Here is an 18,020-nt window from a genome sequence, read left to right as displayed (position 1 = left end):
CACTCCTTACGCTGAGGTGCCTGCGTCAACCGCCGCTATTGGCGACGCTGTTGACGCTGTCGAAGATCTTCACGACGAGGCCGCTCATCATGTTGACGCCCTTGACGGTGATACCGAGGTTGAACAGCATTCCGCCGATGAGCAGAGCGAACATGAGCGACTTGAAGGCCTCACCCGGACGTCCACGGCCGATCCCGTTGACCATCCGGAGGATGCCGATCACCACGATGACGACCGCGATCGCGCCGCAGATGGCGACGAGCGCCTTGCCCGCGGGCGAATCGAAAAAGCTGTCGCTACCCTTGGTTCCAAGATCTGGTCCCGCAAGTATGTACAAACCAGGAACTGACATTCTCATTCCCTCCAGGTTGTAAGGCCCCGGTCAGTTCTGCAGTGCGTTGCTGTAGGGCTCCATATCCGCCGCGGAACCGGCAGGACCCCACGCGAGCACTGGTGGTTGCGCTCCGCTGGCTCCCACCAGCAGATCGAAGTCAGCGAAGCTAGTGAATGGTTGAACGGTCTTCTTTCCAGGAACCGTCCCGGGCTGGTCCGCTCTGGCAAGCATGATCCGCACCCGGACGACGAGCTGGTCGTCGAGCGTCTTGATCGCCGAGAGGATCTGCACGGCCTGGGGCGAGTCCGCCAGGCGGAACCCGGACAGGCCCTCGTACCGGTGGGAGGAGTCCTGGTCGCCGGTAACGGCGAGCAGTCCCGCCGAATCGCCTGTTGCATAGGCCGCGGCCCACCGCAGAATCTGGTTTTTGGACTCGGTGCTGACCTGTGTGGTCAGTCCGTTGTAATTGGTGTAGTCGCCGGTTCCCTTCGGCTTGCCGGCCCCGTTCTTCCAGACCGAAAAGGCGGGTGCGGCGGCCAGCCGGGGCCCTGAGGGGTCGAGCAGCACCGTCACGTCCAGCTGGAGCACGTGCGAGTTCACCGACGGGGACTCACTGCCTCCGGCCTCCGGCCCCGGACTCGTCGTGGGAGCGCCCTGCGGGGTGGCGCCCGTCGCGCCCGGGGTCGGCGCGCCCGGGGTGGACGCACCCGGGGTGGGCACACCCGCCTGGGGCGCCCCGCCGGTCGGAGACGCGGGCGTCCTGCCGGCCGGAGACGCGGGCGGCGTGCCGGTGGACGCCGGGGAGGGAGCCGGCGAGGTCCCCGCCCCCGAATCGTTCATCACGACGAGGAAGTGGTGGACTTCGAACTCGGTGAAACCGAGGTCCTTCGTCCCGAAATGCTGGGGGGTGAACCCGACCCAGTTCAACGCCCGGTAGTCGAGCGGGGTCGCCGCCGTCCCGCCGGTGCCTTGCGCCAGCGCCGCCTGCGGGTCGAAGGACTCCGCGTGGGGCACGTCCTGCTGCCTGCCGGTCAGGAAGTTGACCGCCGCGGTGTACGCCAGGTCGCGGCCCTTCGGGTCGACCGAACTCAGGTCCGTCTCGCCGCTCCCCTTGGAAATGGCGATGACCACGGCCACGATGCTCAGCCCGGCGGCGAGGAAGAGCACGGCCAGAATCCTCCGCGCCCGTCTGCGAGCGGTCGGCTCACTGGAACGCCGGGCGGGCACCATGGTGAAACGAGTGGGTGACTGTTCCGGCATTGTCCCTCCTCTATTTGTCACGCTGCAGCCAGGACCGTGCGGCCCTCACCCGGATGCGCAAGTACCTGTCGGCTCACCCGCGGCGCTTGCCGCCACCGCGCCCACTGGACAGCTGGGTGGAGGCCTTCAGCGCTCGGCCCTTGCGGCGCGGCGCCCGCAGCCTGTCCGCCCCGGGGATCTCCTGCAGCGGGTAACCGCGCGGGTCCCAGCGGACGGCGTCCACCGGAACGCCGCCGGGGAGCATGCGGACCGTGCCCGCGGCCGTGCGGCGCAGCGGCGCGATGCCGATGTACAGCCGGACGGGCCGGTCGTCCACGACGAGCCTGCGGTTGCGCGTCCCGTTGATCTGCAGCCCCAGCCAGGTCGCCAGCGACTCCCCGCGCAGCGGGGAGAGGTTGACGGTCGCCCAGCCGGCCGCCCCGCCGAGCACCGGTCCGTACATCAGCGCGTTCAGTCCCGGGCCGAAGACCAGGAAGGCGAACAGGAAGCCCGCCGCCGCTCCGATGAGCACCGCGATGAGCGTGGTCAGCCTGACCGTACGGGGCAGCGTGATGTCCTTGTTCACGCTGCCGATCACCGCGGGCGGCGGCTTCAGCATGTTGGTCGCGGCCAGCATCGCCGGCCCCCTGACGCGGTCGTCCTCCTCGCTCATGCCTGGAACCGTGCGCGGTCGCGTCCCGGACGCCATAACGATTCGCGACACATCACCGCCGGCCGGTTGCCCGGACACCCGCGCCGGCGACGGTCAGAGGCATGCCGAAGATGACCGACTACGCCCGCCAGGGCTTCCGGCGGCGGCGCCTGTTCCAGGACACCGAGCTGCCCGAATGGTGGAACATCGCGGTGTGGGCGGGCGTCGGCGGCATCGTCCTGATGCTGGCGGTCAGCGCCGTCCTCGACCACGGCGACTCCTCCGGCGCCCCCACCGCCGGGAGGCAGGCGCCGAGCTACCAGGTCCAGACGCTCGACCCCCGGACCCTCACCGAGTCGCCGAGCCCCGGTGAGACGCCCAGCACCTCCGCTTCCCCTTCGCAGGTGCTTCCGACCGGGGCCTCCGCCAACGACTTCACCGCGACCGCCGCCGCCAAGGTCCCGGTGACGGGCGGAGGCACGACGGTCGTCCCGGCGGGCGCCCTCAACCTGGCCACGGCCGCGGCCTCGGCCACGGTGTCCGGGAACTGGAAGGGCATCCCCTTCATCGGCGCGGCGCGGCCGTCTCCGGCCAAGAAGGGCATGGCACCGGGCTCGGCGGTGCAGGGGATCACCGTCGCGGACCCCACGAGGACGGGCAACAGCCAGTACCTGTTCAGCGCGACGATCACCCGTCCGGGCGGGGCGCGGCCGGAGGTCGTGCAACTGCTCGTGGAGCCGGACGAGCGCGGATACGCCTTGCGGGCGGGCTAGCGCGCACTCGCGCCCGTATACGGCCGTCCGTTGCCCTCACCGCGAATCGGCGGACGGTCATGGTCGATCGTCTCCCGCGTCCGGGGGGTGAGCGTAGAGCTGAGCAAGGGTAGCGGAACCGAGGTAGCGGCTAATGCCCTGGATGGACGAGGACAGCAGCCCCGGGAAGGGCTCCGAGATCTCACCGCGGCCTCTGGACGGCGGTGAGCTTCTGGGCGACCCGCCTCAGCCCACGTCCGGGCCGACGGCGCTGCAACCGGTGGCGGAGGGCGAACTGCCCGACGACCTGGCCGTGCTCACGCCGGAGGAGGTCGCGACCCTCGATTCGGACCCCCGGGTCGCCGCGGCGGCCCAGCAACCGCAGAACGTCGCCGACATCCTCGCGGAGCAGGCGGCCATCGACCGCGGCGTGGACGGCCAGGGGAAGAACCCCTACGGCGACGCGTCGCTCCTGGGCGGACAGGTCAAGCTCAACAAGCTCAATCCGCTCACCGGGCAGCGGGCGGCCGGAGCCGCCGCGAAGGGCGCCGCCGAAGGCGACCCGAACGATCCGAACAAGGCCTTGGCGAACGGCGAGTCCCCGCGCGGGGTCAAGCAGGCTCTGAGCGACGCCGCCAAGAACGCCGCCAAAGACGCCGCGAAGAACGCCGCCGAGGAAGTCGCGGGCAGGTACGGCCTGACGATGCCGGAGGGCGACACCAAGGGCGACAAGATCGCCCATGGTGTGGGCCAGGGCGCCAACTTCGCTCTCGGGCGCTTCCTCGACCGGTACGCGCCGGGCGTCTACGACAAGGCCATGAACAACCGGCTCGGCCGCTGGCTCGTGATGCGCCAGCTCAGGAAGTCTCCCGTCGGGAAGCTGGCGCCGGACTCGTTCTGGGAAGGCTTCCAGAGCAGATACACCAAGGGCGACAAGAAGAACAAGAAGGGGAACGAGAAGGCCAGCGGGTCCGGGTCGAGCAAAAACGAGGAGAAGGGCAAGCTCAAGCTCCTGCTGGCCCTCGGCGTGTCGGTCACCGCCGTCTTCGTCTCCATTCTCTTGATCGCCGCCATGCTTCTGGGCGTCAACGTCGACGACGACAACCCGGAAGCCCAGCCGGAGCCGAAATCGGACGAGAAGGTCTCCGAGTACTTCCCCGGCAACTGGCAGCGCATCCTCAAGCAGGCGTCGGAGCAGACCTCGGGCAGCGCGCAGGACTACTCCGAGGTCCCCTGGACGATCCTGGCGGGGCTCGCCAAGGCGCAGACCGACTTCGCCCGCTACAGCCCCTACGACAATGTCGACCGCGACCCCGGGCGCAAGTCGAAGGACGTTCCCGGCGGCAACGGCTCCGGCGACGGCAGCACGGGCGGCGTGGACGTGAACGCCAGCAACACCGTCGGCGCTGGGCCGGGGCCGGTCGAGGGGGTCTCCGGCCCGGGCTCGACCGCCACCGTGCCAGGAACCGGGAGCAACCACGTCGCGCCGCCGGACGGCGACTTCAGCCACCAGCTCGGCTGGTTCCTCTGGGCCCTGCGCATGCAGGAGTCGAACGGCGTCTACGACCGCAATGCCGGGACGAACCAGAGCACCGCCTGCGGCGCCTACCAGTACATCACCAGCACCTGGAACAACTACGGGGGCTACGCGAGGGCGTGCCAGGCTCCGCCGAGCGTGCAGGACCGGCGGGCCAAGGAAGACATCATCCGGATGTGGAACAAGTACCACATGTGGCAGCCGATCGCGGTCGACCACTTCACGGGGAGCTGGGGCCCCAGCCCCGAGAAGTGGGACCAGTGCCCGGGGGCCTGTGACTTCAACCCGACGGCCTGGAAGTACGTCGACGGCGTCATGACGAAGATGCGGGCCGCCGCGCAGGCGCACCCGGCCGGCTCCGCGGCGCAGCCCGCCTCGTACCACCTGCAGCCCGAGGGGCCCCGGGCGGTCCCCGCCGCGGCGGCGGCTCCCGCGTCCGCCACCACGGGCCGTGCGGCCGCGGGATCGCCGGGAGCCGCGAGCGCCGGCGTCTACGCCTGGGGTTGCGACGTCGCCAACCCCGACCCCGACATCGGCGGCAAGGACAACCAGGGCACCGGGCCGTACCTCCTCACGCCCGCCGCGGCGGGCCAGATGCGGATGCACGGCCTCGATCCGCAGAATCCCTGCCAGTCCTCGTACTTCGTCGCCTTCGAGCTGGTCAAGGCGGCGGAGAAGGTCCACCGCGACCCGAAGAGCCCCCAGTGGAAGGCCGACGGCAACGAGAAGGACCAGGCGGAGGCGCGCAAGTACTGGAGCAAGGCGATCGCGACCTCCGGGATCTTCATGGAGCGGACCGCCAACCCCGACGGTCCCTGCGCCGTCCCTGCGCCGGACGACCCCGAGAAGCCGTGGTCGGTCAGCTTCAAGATCATTACGGTCTGGCGCTGCGAGACCAACCGCATCCAGAACCTCTACCTGGTCACCGACGGCAAGTACCAGGAAGGGCAGTTCAAGTACACGGTGGAGGACAACAGGCCCGCCGCCGTTGAAACCCTCGTCAACGAGGCGATGTCGGTCAGCTATGGAGCCGGCAAGTGGAAGACCGAGGGGTGCGACGACAAGAAGGACTCGCGCCAGGGGATCTTCCCGATGACCAAGAAGGAGGCGGAGGAGGCCGGCGTCGAGGACCGGTGCGATGTGGACAAGAACATCGCCGGCGCCGCCAAGCTGGTGCTCTCCGTCGAGAAGGTCCCGCCGGAGGACCGCCCGAAGGACCTCGGCGTCTTCCAGCCGATGGTCGGCGGCTGGCAGAAGCTCAGCATCGCCATGGGCACCGACCTCAAGCTGTTCTCGCTGATCGGGCCCGGGCAGGAGTCCTTCGAGGCGTCCGACAAGTGCATCGCGGTGATGAGGAAGTTCCTGACCGACGTCGCCCCGTACGCCAACGAGTTCGCGTCGCTGGACAAGCCGCCGGGCGTCGACAAGGTGTACAGCGAGTGGCAGCCGAAGCTGGATACGGTCGAGAAGGCCCACGGCATCACCGACCCGGGTGACGACCCCGCATGCATGATCGGCTCCTGGGCCCCCGGCTACAACAGCACCCTCTCCCAGATCGCCGCGGACCTGGCGGGGAGCGGGGCGGACAGCACCAACCTCAACGGCCTGGGCAACTACTACCAGGGCAGGGAGGAGGCCAACAAGGAGACCCCGCCGGTCGTCGGTGAGGACACCCTCGTCATTCCGCGACTGGCGCTGCGCCCGCTGAAGCCGGTCGGCGCGCCGATCGCCCCGGACGCGACCGAGGCGTGGACCCGGCTCAGCAACACGCAGGGGATCCTGTTGCCCCTGGAGCAGGTCGCCGTCGAGTACGCCTGGTTCTTCGGCGGCGTCATCCCCCCGTTCGACAGCGCAGGCAAGCTGATCGGGTCGCTCGCGACCGGCGGCGGCGGCACGTTGGACACCGGCACCGTGCAGGTGACGGTCGGGCCCGACGGGTGCCCCGAGAACGCCCCGGGCAACACCCTGCGCCAGGGGGCCAAGGAGATCGGCATCCGCAAGCTGTGCGTGGACTCGGTCGCCCAGGCCCGCACCCCGCAGGCCGCGATGGCGATCAAATGGGCCCTGACCCACCTCAACTGGATCTACACCCAGAACACCAATCCGAGCGCGGGCCCGACTCGCAACAGCGGAAACTCGGCCGACTGCTCCAGCTTCGTCTCCAGGGCCTACCGCGACAGCGGCGCGATTCCGAACCTGTACCAGGGCAACGCCCCCACCACCCATACACTCCGGCAGGTGTCCTGGGTGCACAACATCCCGTTCAGCCAATTGAAGCCCGGCGACCTGGTGGAACCCACTTATGGTCATGTGGCCATGCAACTGGCCGACGGCTACAAAGTGCACACCAACACCAGCACGGACGTTTCCAGGGTCGAGCGCGCCTACGACAGCGCCGTCTGGTCCGGCTGGGTCGACGCCAGCAAGGTGTGATAAGCCAATCCGCGACTGACGCCGTTTCCGCGTGACAAAAAACATGCGGAAACGGCGTAACGGCCGTTTCCCGTCGGCGTCGGCGCTCGATACGCGAGCCTCCCGGAAACGAACACAAGGAACCGTCCGCTTGCAAGTAGGTGCGTAGTGCGCGACAATTGACGGGCACATTGCAAACAGAGCCGACCCGGCCCCGTTTGCGTCTCATCAGACGCGCACAGAAGCCGGGTCCATCCGCCGGCTTCTCGCGCCTTCCCCGGAAGGACTAACCGTGACAAGCGTGAAGCCCAAGAATCTGGCAATCGTACTCGGTCTCCTCGCCGTGGTCGTCGCGATCGCGGCGGCAATCGGCATCACCCTGACGAGTTCGGGCACGGAGCACGACGACGGCCGACCCGGTCGCACGACCGCGAACCCGACCCAGCCCCAGTACGACGAGTACTTCGCGTGGGCTTCGGAGGGCAGCAAGTTCGGCCTGCTGCACTTCAAGGCCTACCGCGGCGTGGGCAAGCAGGTGACCGGGGACTACACCCAGGTCACCTGGTCCGGCTCCGGCACCAAGCTCCCGGAGGACCCGAAGCCCTTCACCGGCTACGGCACGGGTTCCGGGTTCGTGTTCAGCGGACTGCGGGACACCGGGGGCGACATCGAGGTCACCGTCTCCAACGACCACCTCCAGCTCGCCGACACCCTCACCGGTGTGGCGCTGCATGAGTGGACGCGCATCACGTCCCCGAAGGAGTTCTGGGACAAGGTGGCGGAGTACGACCTGAAGTACACGGACTGCCGCACGCAGGGCGTCAACGCCTGCGAGCACGTCGGCGGGTGAACGTGAACGCCGACACCGACACCGACCGGCCCCCACCCTCGAGAGGGTGGGGGCCGGTTCTGCGTTCGGGCGAAGGATCCCGGGACTACGACCCGCTCATCTCCCGCTCATCTGCCGGCTGAACATCTCCCTCATGATGTGGCGGATGTCGGCCGGCTGGCTCTGGCTCGACGACATCCGGGGGTCGCTCTGAGACATCGACGCGCTGTTCCTGAACGCCTCTTCCATGTCCCTGATCCTGTCGGCCACGCTCTGGCCGCTCCGCTCCTCGCGGGAGATGCGCCGCGAGAGGAGGTCGGTGAGCCGGTCGACGGCGTCCATCATCGAGCCGGCGCCGTCCGCGTCGTCCAGCGGCCGGGACAGGGCGCCGAACAGCCTTTCGACCTCCTCGTGCAACTGCTGCTGGTCCCGCCGCATCTTCGCCGTGAACCGGTCGGCCAATCGCGCGATCTCGCTCATGTCGATCGCGCCTCCCCCCGATCCGGCGGCGCGGACCTGGAGTTCGCAGACGCCTTGCGCCCCGGAGAACGCGTCGATCGCGTCACGCACTTGCGTGCCCACGTTCTCCAGGTTCCGCACGCCGTCCTGGATCTGCCGGCGGAACGAGCCGAGATCGACCTGGAAGTCGGCTCCGAAGCCCGAGGCCTGCGCGGCGTTGATGTCATTGAGCTCTTGGAGGAGGTTGCGGAGTTCGCCGGCCTGCCGCTGCATCTGCTGCCAGGCCTCCCCCGCCGTTCCGGAGTTGACCCTGACGTTGCTGAAGCCGCCGACGACGTCCTGGCGCGCCGCGTCGCCCACGTCCATCACGTTCTGGGACGGACCCTGCAGGTGGACCGTGGGCGGCGAGGTCGGCATGGGCGGTATCACCGCGTCGATCTTGGCCCACTCGCGGCTCGCCGACACCGCGACGTCCTCCGCCCGGCGGGACGTGATGCGGATCCCCTGGATCTCCGGGTCCTTGCCTCCCGACACGACGTGCGCCACCCGCTCGCGCACCTCCGGAAGGCGCGTGTCGAACCCGTTGGCGAGCAGCACGTCGACGTCCTGGCCGTCGGAGGTGACGTACCCGCGCTCGGCCGCCTGCGCGACCAGCCGGGCGATCTGCTGGTCGTTGGTCTCCCCCGGCTTCTTCTCCAGGGTGTACGGGTCCATGTGGTAGATCCAGTGGCCGAACTGCTCGGGGGTGAGCCCTTCCGGGTACACCATCCGTCCGGTCACCCTGTCGAACTTCGGCGGAGCGGGGAGGGCCTGCCCGCTCATCCCCATGAGGATGTCGTCGGGCTTCAGCCCCATCTCGTCCGCCATCTGCTTACGTCCCCGCTCCAGCTCCGCCTCGTTGTCGAATCCCGTGAAGTCGGGGTGGAGCCCGTTCGGCTGCCCGGCGCCCCACAGCCGTGCCCGCCTCGCGTTCAACACGTCCTCGGTGCGCTCGGCGATCAGTCTCTGGCGTTCCTCGGGGTCGCTCACCCTGATGATGTTGCGGTGCCAGTCGTCGGCCTCCCGCATGGCCGTCCGGGCACTGGCCGCCGTGGGCATCCCGGCCGCGAGCGGCGGACCGGACGCGCCTGCCGCACCCTTGCCGAGCATCTTGGGGCCGATCGCGTCGCCGAGCGCCTGGCCGCCGCGGACGGACGCGGCGGCGCCGGTGAAGGCCATCAGCGGCAGGGTCGCCAGCACCGCCGGCGGCGCCATCATCGTCAACCCGGCCAGGCCCGCGGTCAGCCCCGCGTACGCCGCCGCACGCTGCTTGGGCGAGCCGGACGCGGCCTTGTGCTGCAGATTCATGACACTGCGCTGCAGGCGCGCGCGTCCGCCGTCGTACTTGTCCTTCGCCCAGTCGGTGACCGGGCGGGCCGCCCGCTGCGCACGCCGCTTCGCGGCGCCGGCCACCGCCCGCGTCGCGCGGTTGTCGAGCATGCGCCGCTGCAGCGACCGCTCGTCCAGGGCGCCCAGCCGCGCCCGGCCCACGCCGAGGCGGGCGAGGCGCTGGGACACCTGCTGACCGGCGTTGCGCGACAGCCTCGGGTCGCCGCTGCTCCGCATCACGATGGCCGTGGCGAATCCCGTGGCCCCGCTGGTGGTGGAGATGTCCCCCAGGCTCAGGATCTTGCTGATCTTCTTGAACAGGAACAGCGCGACCAGAGGGGCCGCGCCCTGCGCGACCTGCTGGAAGAAGTTCGGTGTCGCGTCGTTGGTCGTCGCCTCGATGGCCTGGTACGTGGTGTCGGTGAACATCGTCAGGAATGTGAGACCCAGGGTGAAGAGGAAATCACCCGCCGCCGCCGCGCCGGTGAGTTTGAGCACCCGCATTCCCTGCGGCAGACCCGCCCCGATCAGCAAAAATGTTATCGGCAATATCATGACCAGGCCTGCCAAGCCCACACTTGACACCGTCATACCTATCGCCATCGGTCCCATGACGAACAGGAAGACGAAGGCGACGATCATCGACAGCAGGCCCTGGGTGAGACGCTGGGCCTGGTTCTTGCCCAGCCAGGCGCTCACGAAGTTCCAGTCGGCCTGGCAGGCCGGCTGGCTCGCGTAGCATTTCCCGAGCTTGTCCTTGAGTTCGTCGTCGCCGTTGAAGTAGAACGGCCCCATCGTGCCGTTGTCGCACATGAAGCAGAGAACGTCGATGCCGGCGACGCTGAGCTGGGTGCCGCTCTTGTCGTTCTCGTAGCCCTTGTTGCTGAAAAGCTTCCCGCACGCCTTTTTCGCGTCGTCGATGTCGGGCGCGTTCCACTGGTCGATGAGGGGCTGCTCTTTGGCCCCTCCCCCGTCCCCGCTGTCGGGTCCCTTGCAGGCGCCCCAGGCGACGAAGATCATCTGCTCGTCCGCGCCGGGGGAGATGAAGTACCCGCGCGCCATCTCCGGCTTGGTGGTGCCCGGCTTGAGTCCGACCGACATGTCGTAGGCGTTCATCTTGCTGGCGGAGGACACGTCGGCCTTGGCTTCGAGGAAGCGGCACGACGCGTGCGCCGGCGAGGGATAGTCCTTCGTGCCCTCGCCGAACTGCGCGGTCTGCCAGGAACGGACGAGCGAGATCTCCCACATCTTGCTCACCTGCATCAGCGTCGTCGTGCCGTTGTCGCCGAGTGAGCTCGCCGCTCCGTTGCCCTTCTCGTACTGGTCGTAGAGCGTGGCGTCGAGGGCCGCGCAGGTGACCTTGCCGGTCCCGCCGCCCTGGTTGTCGTAGAAGACCGGATTAGTGTCCTTGCCCTCGTTGAATCTTCCGATCTTCTGCAGGCTGTTGAGCGAGGACGAGGCGACACCGAACCAGCCCTGGACGGTCGTCGCCATCCACGGCGCCGTGTACGGCGCCGTCGGGTTGTCCTGGTGCTTGTCGGCCTGGTCGCCCATGAAAAAGACCAGGCCGTTCGCCGCCAGGAACACCGCGACCAGCCGCATCGCCGCGGCCGGCCCCTTGCGGTTGCCGCCGGTGGCGGACCACCTCTTGACCACCGCCGCCAGGACGAACAGCCATGCGGGGATCAGGAACCAGGCCGCGTAGAGCGAGAAGGTCCGCACGACGGAGTTGATCGTCTTCGCCGCGTCCGTCTGGCAGATCATGTCGAACGAGTAGCCGAACCCCATCAGCGTGCCGATGATCCGCCAGCAGAGCCCGGCCGCCATGAACATCAGGCCCGCGATCATCGAGACGAACCGCTGGGTCTTGAAGATCCGGGCGTTGTCCACCACGAAGAGCTCGAAGGACGTCCACCGGTGCAGCGGCAGGTAGTCCCTCTGCTCCTTGTAGTTCGAGCACACGTCGGTCGACCCGGTGGGCTCCCCCGGGTCGGGCCGCAGCGGCGCGGCGAGCAGGCGCCCGTCGGAGCCCGTCCCGGGCTGCGCCACCGGCACGGACGACGCGACCGGCGCAGATGACGTGACCGGCGCAGATGACGTGACCGGCGCGGGCGATGCGGCCGCCCGTGACGACTGGCCTCCGGACCCGAAGCCCCCCGTCTGTCCGGAGAGCAGGGCCAGACCGCCGAAGACGGTCAGCGCCAGCGCCCACACCAGCAGCTGGAGTCCGCGGCGCGGGCTCTGGCGCGCCGCCTTGGCGCCGCCCGACTCCCCCTGGCCGCGGGGGTTCCCCTTCCGGGGGTCACCGGAACGCCCACGACCGGGCCTCAGCCGACGAGCCATTGGTTCTGCCCCTCCCCCGTCTGCGGCGGCGCGGCGTTGACGTCGTGCCCCGTGTGCGCCGCGGCGCCGATGTCCTCGCCCGCCGGGGCCTGGGCCGCGCCGTTCTGCCCCGGCGGCGCGGCGGCCTGGTCGATCTGCGCGGCCGCGGTGACGGCCGCCTCGTACTCGGCCCGCTCGGCCTCCTCGCGCTGCTTGCGGGCCTCCTCGCGCCTGCGGCGGTCCTCCGGGTTCGTGCTGTACGCCTCCGCCGCCTCGGGCGGCGTGGGGCCGAGCACGACCTGCGCGTGCCGCCCGAACAGGTCACGGAAGATCCCTCGGGCCCAGCGCGCCGGCTTGCCGTCCTCCGGCGGCAGCGGGCCGAACTCGCGGATCTGCGCGAGCCGTTCGGCGGTCGGCTGCAGGCCGCACAGCCGCAGCGCCGTCTCCGCCTCGCGCTTCTCGTTCAGCTTGAGCACCAGCACGCGGCTCAGGTAGGACTCCAGGTCCTTGGTGACCACGTCCGCGATCCGCTGGGTGAGGAACACCGGCATGATGTTCAGCGAGCGGCCCTCGCGGGAGATGCGCTGCAGCGAGGCCAGGCCCTCGGCCTGCGAGAGGAAGGTCCACGCCTCGTCCACGATCAGCACGCCCGAGCGGTTGGCGATGAGGATCTCCAGCGAGGCGCGGATGACCAGGCGCACCGCCGCCAGCGCGATGCGCTCCGACACCGAGTACTCGCTCGGCGTCTTGCCCTCCGGCAGGCCGAGCTCGCGGTCGAAGTCGACCAGCGTGAGCCGCTGCGACATGTCCAGGCGGGGCAGCGGCTGGAGGGCGATGCCGAGGGAGAACATCGAGGACGCCTCCATCTGCTGCTCCACCAGGCCGCGCACCCGGTCCGCGTCGTCACCGGGGACGTACTTCAGGGCGTCCCAGACGCAGCGCGCGCCGTTGAGCGCGCCCCGCTTCAGCCCGGAGCCGAGCGCGAGCCGCTCCGACAGCGACAGACCGTCGCGGGAGTCGTCCAGCGCGGACAGGATGTGCACGTTCGCGATCTCGGCCGCGATCGTCGGCGGCGCGTACCGGAACGGGTCGAAGGCCCCGGGCGACTCCTCCAGCGCCGACATCGACACGCGCCCGGCGGGGATGCCCAGCCTCTGGACGTAGTCCACCATCCCGTAGAGGGAGTCGCCGCCCTTCGGGTTCACGAAGATCACCGGCAGGCCGTTCAGCGCGGCCTGGGTGGCGACGGACTGCGCGAAGAAGGTCTTGCCGCTGCCCGGGTCGCCGAAGATCCCGAAGACCGGCGGCAGGTTCTTGCGCGGAGCGCCGAGGGGGTCGACGAAGAACGGCGTGCCGTCCGGGTCGATGAGCCCCCCGTAGACGCCGATGTCGTCACCGAGGTCGGAGAACGCCTGGAGCCCGGCGTGCGAGACCATCGGCACGTTGACGTCCTGCAGGAACGGGTTCACCCGGACGGAGGAGCAGGGCAGGGTCTCCTCCAGCGCCTGGATCTGGCGGTGCTCCAGCGCCTTCATCTGGATCCCGTAGTACTGGGCGAGGAACTCCATGTAGGTCTCGGTGGCGTCGGTCACCTCCCGCGCCATGACGAAGCTGCACCTGGCCAGCATGGGCTGGTTGGAGTTCGCGAGGTAGTCCTCGACCTCCTTGGCCTGCTGGAAGGTCTGGGACAGCTCGACCTTCTCCAGGTCCTGGGTCTTGCGCTCCTCCTCCATGTTGTTCATGATCCGGCGCTGCGCCCGGCGGGCCCGGGCCCGCGTCAGGTTCGCCGGTTCGAGCTCGGCCCGGATGGAGATGACGTGCGGGGCGTCGCCGGGGTGGCTGATCACGTCCAGCGCCCACTGGGCCTCCGGGGACGGCATGATCGGCTGGTCGAACCGCATGACCGCGGCCATCTCCAGCTCGCCGATGCCGGTGACGCCGAGCCGGGTCGGCATCTCCTCGATCACCGCGTCCGGCCCGCGCCCGAGGTTGTACCAGGACTCCAGCTGGTCGAGTTCCTGCCGGGTCGGCAGCTGCGCGTCCGCCCGCTTGAAGATCCCTTCGAGGTGCTCCATGTCCTTGCGGAAGTCGGCCAGGTCGGGAACGTCGTCCGCCATGGAGTCCTTGACCAGATCCGTCAAGGCCTGGAACGTCGCCATGCCGCCCTGCGAGCCCTTGCCGGCCCGGGACGTCTTGTCCATGAGCGACGACCTGAGCTGCACGCCGACGAACAGGACGCGCTTGGGGGCCAGGAAGCCGAACGCCTCGGCCTGGTAGGCGCGCAGCTCCTCGGTGTTCTCCTTGGGCGGCGTGACCAGGTCGTCCCAGGTGATCGAGACCAGGTGGACGTTGCGGTTGTTGGACAGGGTCGCCAGGCCGCCCACGGGTTGCCGGGACGTCCGGCCCAGGTCGCCGAGAAGCCTGGACAGCGGCGCCGCCAGCGACAGCTGCTCCGCCGGGTCCTCCCATTTCATCGGCGACAACCGCACGGTGCGGTACATCCACACCTCGCCGTTGTAGCCGACGTAGACGCCGTCGGCGGTCCGCCAGGCGTAAGGAGTGGTCCACATGGTGGCGGTGTCGGCCTCGGAACGGCCTGCGCGGCTGGTCCCGGTGAGACGTCCGAGCGCCGCCCTCAGGTTGACCATGTGTTGTCATCTCCCAGGTCGTGTTGGCTCTCAGGGAGACAGTCCGGCATCCGGGGCTGGCGGCATCCGTCATTGTCCGCACAGTCGCTAAGAGAGATTCCGGCCGCTTCGCCGACCGGGTGACAACCAGAGCGCTGAGGACACTGAGTGATGGCAATTGCGCCGAACCTCGTCGTCGCGGGGGATCCGGGCGTCGCCCGGAGTTTGCGGGATACCGGCCGGTTCTCCGCGGTGTACGACGCCGCCTCCGCGGCGGAACTTCGCGACCTGTCCAAGAGCGGGCGGGTCGGTTCCCCCGCCGCCTTCATGTTCGCCCCGGGGTTCGTCGAGGACCTTCCGGGCGCGGGCGTGGCCGTTCTGGCGAACGGGCTCGCCGGCCGCGGCTTCACCGTGCTCGTGCACGGGTACTTCGCGGATCGCGGCGACGCCTTCGCCCCGGGCGTCCACGTCATCGGCGGGCAGCTGAAGATGTCGGACCTGCTGGCGCTGTTCGGCATCGCCGGCAAGCCCCCGGCCCAGCCCGCCGCACCGCCTCCGGCCGCGGCGCCGCCTCCGGCCGCGTCCCAGCCGCCGGCCGCGGGCCGGCAGCCGGTGGCCCAACCGTTCGCGACCGCCCCACCACCATCCGCGCAGCCCCCGGCCGCGCAGCCCCCGGCCGCGCAGCCACCCGCTGCGCAGCCACCGGCGCCGGCGCCGCCCGAGCAGCCCGCCGCCACCGGCCAGACCTCCGCCGGCGGCTGGAACCCGAACCCGGCGCAGCCGCCGTCCTTCGCGCAGCCGCCCGGGGCCGCGCCTCCGCAGGCCGTCGAACCGCCCGCGCCCTCCGCCCCGGCTCCCGTCTCCCAGCCGTGGCCGGCGGCCGCGCCGGGTCAGCAGGGGTTCGCGGGGCAGCAGCCCGTCCCCGGAGGCCAGGTCGAGCCCGCCCCGGCCCCGGAGTCCGCGACGAGGCAGGACCACAACGCGATGCCGGCCCAGCCCGTCTCGAACGGATGGCCGGGGCCGCAGCAGACGCCCGCCGCCGCGCTGGTCAGGGCGGAGGAACCCGCCCCGGCCCTCGGACGGGTCATCGCCATCGCCTCCGCCAAGGGCGGCGTGGGCAAGACCACCACGGCCGTGAACCTGTCGGTCTACGCGGCCAGGCATCTGCACGCGGCCGGCCGGCCCGGGAGGGTGGCGCTGGTCGACACCAACTTCCAGCAGGCCGACGTCGCGCGGTACCTGAACGTGGAGTCGCCGACGATCCTCGACCTGCTGCGGTCGAACGGATCGCTCAGGGTCGAGAACGTGCGCGCCCATCTCGCGCACCTCCCGGACGCCGACCTGTTCACGCTGCTCGGGCCGCAGGACATCACCATGGCCGACCCGGCACTGATCAACGCGATGCTGTACCGGCGGATCATCGCGGTCCTGCGGCAGGCGTTCGACTTCGTGTTCGTCGACACGCCCGTCGCCGAGCTCTACCACATGACGTTCACCGACCTGGTCCTGCCCGAGGCGGACGCGATCCTGGTCCCGGTCGAGCCCAACCGGGTGACGCTGGAGGCCGCCCGAGCCTGGCTCAGCGCGATCACCATGCCGCGGCACTCCCGGAGCGGCGGCGTGGACCCCGAGAAGCTGTCGCTCATCCTCAACCGGGCCCGCGCCGACGTGGACTGCAGCCCGGAGGACGTCATGGACCTCATGCCCGGCTGGCGGTTCGTCGGCATGATCCCCGAGGACCTGGAGTGGACGCAGGCCGCCAACAACCGCCGGTTGAACGCGCTGCAGATCGGCCCGGACCTGGACGTCACCTTCCGTGAGATCCTCCAGTTCGTCACCGGGGACCCGGTGTTCGGCCAGGCCGTGGCCGCGCAGCCGGCGGGCAACCGGGGCGGCCTCCTGAAGAGGATCCTCGGTATGGACCCCAAGTGATCATCTTTGATCCGGCCCTCTCACGAGAAAGGAAGCGGCCATATGGCAGCGCAAAATGAGCCCGCCACCGGAATGGACTTCTGGGCGGCCATCGGCGTCGGCCAGGAGGAGGACGACGGGCCGGAAGAGCAACCCTCCCAGGACAAGCTCCTGGTGACCGGCGCCCCCGCTCCGGCGGACACGGGCGCCGCCGCGGGCTCCGAGACCGAGACCGACCAGCGGAGCCCGCAGGACGACTGGGCGTCGCTGTTCTCCGCCTGGGACGACTCCGCCAACGGCGCCGCCCCCGCGGCGGCGCAGCCGTCCGCCGGAGCACCGGCCGACCAGGCGGCGGCCGGGGCGGGCGGGGCGCCGGCCGAGGCGCCGCCGGCCGCCGCGAAGCCGGAGGCGCAGGCAGAGCCCCCGGAGCAGGAGCCGGAAGCGCCGGCGGAGGCGCCGGCGGAGCAGCCTCCCCAGGACCCCGAGCCGGCGCAGAGCGCCGAGACCCCCTCGGCTCCGAAGGCGGACGCCCCGGCGTGGACCCCCGCGTCCACGCAAGATCACCGGATGACGCGCAGCACGCCCTTCGGAACGGCCGGGCAGGGGTTCCAGGCCGCGGCCCCCGCCCAGGCACCGCAGACCACGCAGGTCCCCCAGACCACGCAGACCCCCCAGACCACGCAGATCCCCCAGGTCACTGAGGCTCCGCAGACCACTGACGCCCCGCAGGCCGCACCGGCCTCGCAGGAGCCCGCGGAAGGGACCACGCCCCCGCCCCCGCCCGCGGCGGACCCGGCGTGGGCCACCGCCGAGCGGATCGCCACCAGCCTCCGCCCGCGCGTGGCCGAGCTCTGGCTGGAGGTCCTCACCCGGCACACCGGCGGGGATCCGGCCATGGCCAGCAGGGTCTACCACGTCCTGAACGGCACGCACCTGCTCGGCGAGCTGATGCGCGACGAGACGATCGACGAGGTGCACGTCCACGGGACCCAGGTGACCGTCTGCGGAGCGCGCGGCATCCACCAGATCCCGGGGTTCCCGAGCCTCGCCGCGTCCCGCCGGGCCGTCAAGACGATCACGGCCTCCCGGGAGAAGCGGGGCCTCGTCGTGTCGAAGGTGAACGACTCCGTCGTGATCAGCCGGCGCAACGGCGTGGTCCCGAAGACCAACGCCCTCGTCGCCAGCGGCGTCGTCAGCGGCGAGCAGCTCGCCCGGATCCGGCAGGCGCTGCAGCAGATGCAGACCGTGACCGTGACCGGTCCGGCCGCGCGGATCGTCCTCCGCGCGCTCGCCTCGCTGATCCCGGAGGGCAGCCGCGTCTTCCTCGGCGCGTACGCGACGCTGCCCCCCGGGTGCGTCACCGCGGTGAGCCCGATGGAGGCCGACTACGTGCTCGGCGTGCGCCCGGGCGCGGTGGCCGAGGAGATGGCGGGCGCGGGGCAGGTCGGCGGCCTCATCGCCAACCCGGAGACGCGGCTCCCGGCGGCGCTGCGGTACGCCGTCACGGGGCCGTCCGCCGCGCCGGAGCGGCTCGTCGAACGCTGACCGCACGCCACCGGCGCGGCCCGCGGGCCGCGC

The 18,020-nt window shown here is 70.4% G+C and carries 10 protein-coding genes; 5 read left to right on the top strand and 5 right to left on the bottom strand.

Annotation, left to right across the window (positions count from 1 at the left end):
• Positions 1–25: 25 nt before the first annotated feature.
• From ABWI04_RS29420 to ABWI04_RS29410, 3 genes are all read right to left on the bottom strand, one after another.
• Positions 26–352, bottom strand: coding sequence for a hypothetical protein (locus ABWI04_RS29420; protein WP_345177080.1), 327 nt, complete (start codon positions 350–352; stop codon positions 26–28).
• Positions 353–382: 30 nt separating this feature from the next.
• Positions 383–1,501, bottom strand: coding sequence for a hypothetical protein (locus ABWI04_RS29415; protein WP_353834486.1), 1,119 nt, complete (start codon positions 1,499–1,501; stop codon positions 383–385).
• A 166-nt stretch (positions 1,502–1,667) separates the two neighbouring features.
• A complete protein-coding gene (locus ABWI04_RS29410) occupies positions 1,668–2,246 on the bottom strand; it encodes a hypothetical protein (protein WP_345177074.1) in 579 nt (192 codons plus the stop codon).
• A gap of 101 nt (positions 2,247–2,347) precedes the next feature.
• Here ABWI04_RS29410 and ABWI04_RS29405 point away from each other — a divergent pair, with 101 nt between their 5' ends.
• From ABWI04_RS29405 to ABWI04_RS29395, 3 genes are all read left to right on the top strand, one after another.
• Entirely contained in the window at positions 2,348–2,998 is a 651-nt protein-coding gene (locus tag ABWI04_RS29405; protein ID WP_353834485.1) for a hypothetical protein, read from the top strand.
• Between the two features lie 142 nt (positions 2,999–3,140).
• Positions 3,141–6,947, top strand: a complete 3,807-nt coding sequence (locus tag ABWI04_RS29400) for a hypothetical protein (protein ID WP_353834484.1) — start codon at positions 3,141–3,143, stop codon at positions 6,945–6,947.
• A gap of 280 nt (positions 6,948–7,227) precedes the next feature.
• Positions 7,228–7,776: a hypothetical protein gene (locus tag ABWI04_RS29395; protein WP_345177066.1), complete on the top strand. Its 549-nt coding sequence runs from the start codon at positions 7,228–7,230 to the stop codon at positions 7,774–7,776.
• Between the two features lie 96 nt (positions 7,777–7,872).
• Here the strand turns inward: ABWI04_RS29395 and ABWI04_RS29390 are convergent, their stop codons facing one another.
• Complete coding sequence (locus ABWI04_RS29390; protein ID WP_345177065.1) at positions 7,873–11,925, bottom strand: hypothetical protein; 4,053 nt, start codon at positions 11,923–11,925, stop codon at positions 7,873–7,875.
• Positions 11,910–14,552: an ATP-binding protein gene (locus ABWI04_RS29385; RefSeq protein WP_345177062.1), complete on the bottom strand. Its 2,643-nt coding sequence runs from the start codon at positions 14,550–14,552 to the stop codon at positions 11,910–11,912. Before ABWI04_RS29385 ends, ABWI04_RS29390 begins: the two co-directional genes overlap by 16 nt.
• Positions 14,553–14,702: 150 nt before the next feature.
• Between ABWI04_RS29385 and ABWI04_RS29380 the strand changes: the two genes are divergently transcribed.
• Both ABWI04_RS29380 and ABWI04_RS29375 read left to right on the top strand, forming a co-directional pair.
• On the top strand, positions 14,703–16,463 hold the full coding sequence (locus ABWI04_RS29380) for a CpaE/TadZ family protein (protein WP_345177060.1): 1,761 nt from the start codon (positions 14,703–14,705) through the stop codon (positions 16,461–16,463).
• A gap of 42 nt (positions 16,464–16,505) precedes the next feature.
• Positions 16,506–17,987 (top strand): hypothetical protein, encoded by a 1,482-nt coding sequence (locus tag ABWI04_RS29375; RefSeq protein WP_353834483.1) that lies wholly within the window; start codon positions 16,506–16,508, stop codon positions 17,985–17,987.
• Positions 17,988–18,020 lie beyond the last annotated feature (33 nt).

Origin of the sequence: Actinomadura sp. NPDC000929, from assembly GCF_040492065.1 — a bacterium.
Taxonomy (GTDB): domain Bacteria; phylum Actinomycetota; class Actinomycetes; order Streptosporangiales; family Streptosporangiaceae; genus Spirillospora; species Spirillospora verrucosospora.
The sequence above is the reverse complement of the archived record's forward strand: the minus strand, read 5'-3'. Positions and strand labels throughout refer to the sequence as shown.

What these genes read in the sequence shown, in the direction of transcription:
- ABWI04_RS29400 (WP_353834484.1), top strand. Translation starts at nt 3,141, where the DNA reads ATGGACGAGGACAGCAGCCCCGGGAAGGGCTCCGAGATCTCACCGCGG.
- ABWI04_RS29420 (WP_345177080.1), bottom strand. Translation starts at nt 352, where the DNA reads ATGTCAGTTCCTGGTTTGTACATACTTGCGGGACCAGATCTTGGAACC.
- ABWI04_RS29380 (WP_345177060.1), top strand. Translation starts at nt 14,703, where the DNA reads ATGGCAATTGCGCCGAACCTCGTCGTCGCGGGGGATCCGGGCGTCGCC.
- ABWI04_RS29385 (WP_345177062.1), bottom strand. Translation starts at nt 14,552, where the DNA reads ATGGTCAACCTGAGGGCGGCGCTCGGACGTCTCACCGGGACCAGCCGC.
- ABWI04_RS29390 (WP_345177065.1), bottom strand. Translation starts at nt 11,925, where the DNA reads ATGGCTCGTCGGCTGAGGCCCGGTCGTGGGCGTTCCGGTGACCCCCGG.
- ABWI04_RS29375 (WP_353834483.1), top strand. Translation starts at nt 16,506, where the DNA reads ATGGCAGCGCAAAATGAGCCCGCCACCGGAATGGACTTCTGGGCGGCC.
- ABWI04_RS29410 (WP_345177074.1), bottom strand. Translation starts at nt 2,246, where the DNA reads ATGAGCGAGGAGGACGACCGCGTCAGGGGGCCGGCGATGCTGGCCGCG.
- ABWI04_RS29405 (WP_353834485.1), top strand. Translation starts at nt 2,348, where the DNA reads ATGCCGAAGATGACCGACTACGCCCGCCAGGGCTTCCGGCGGCGGCGC.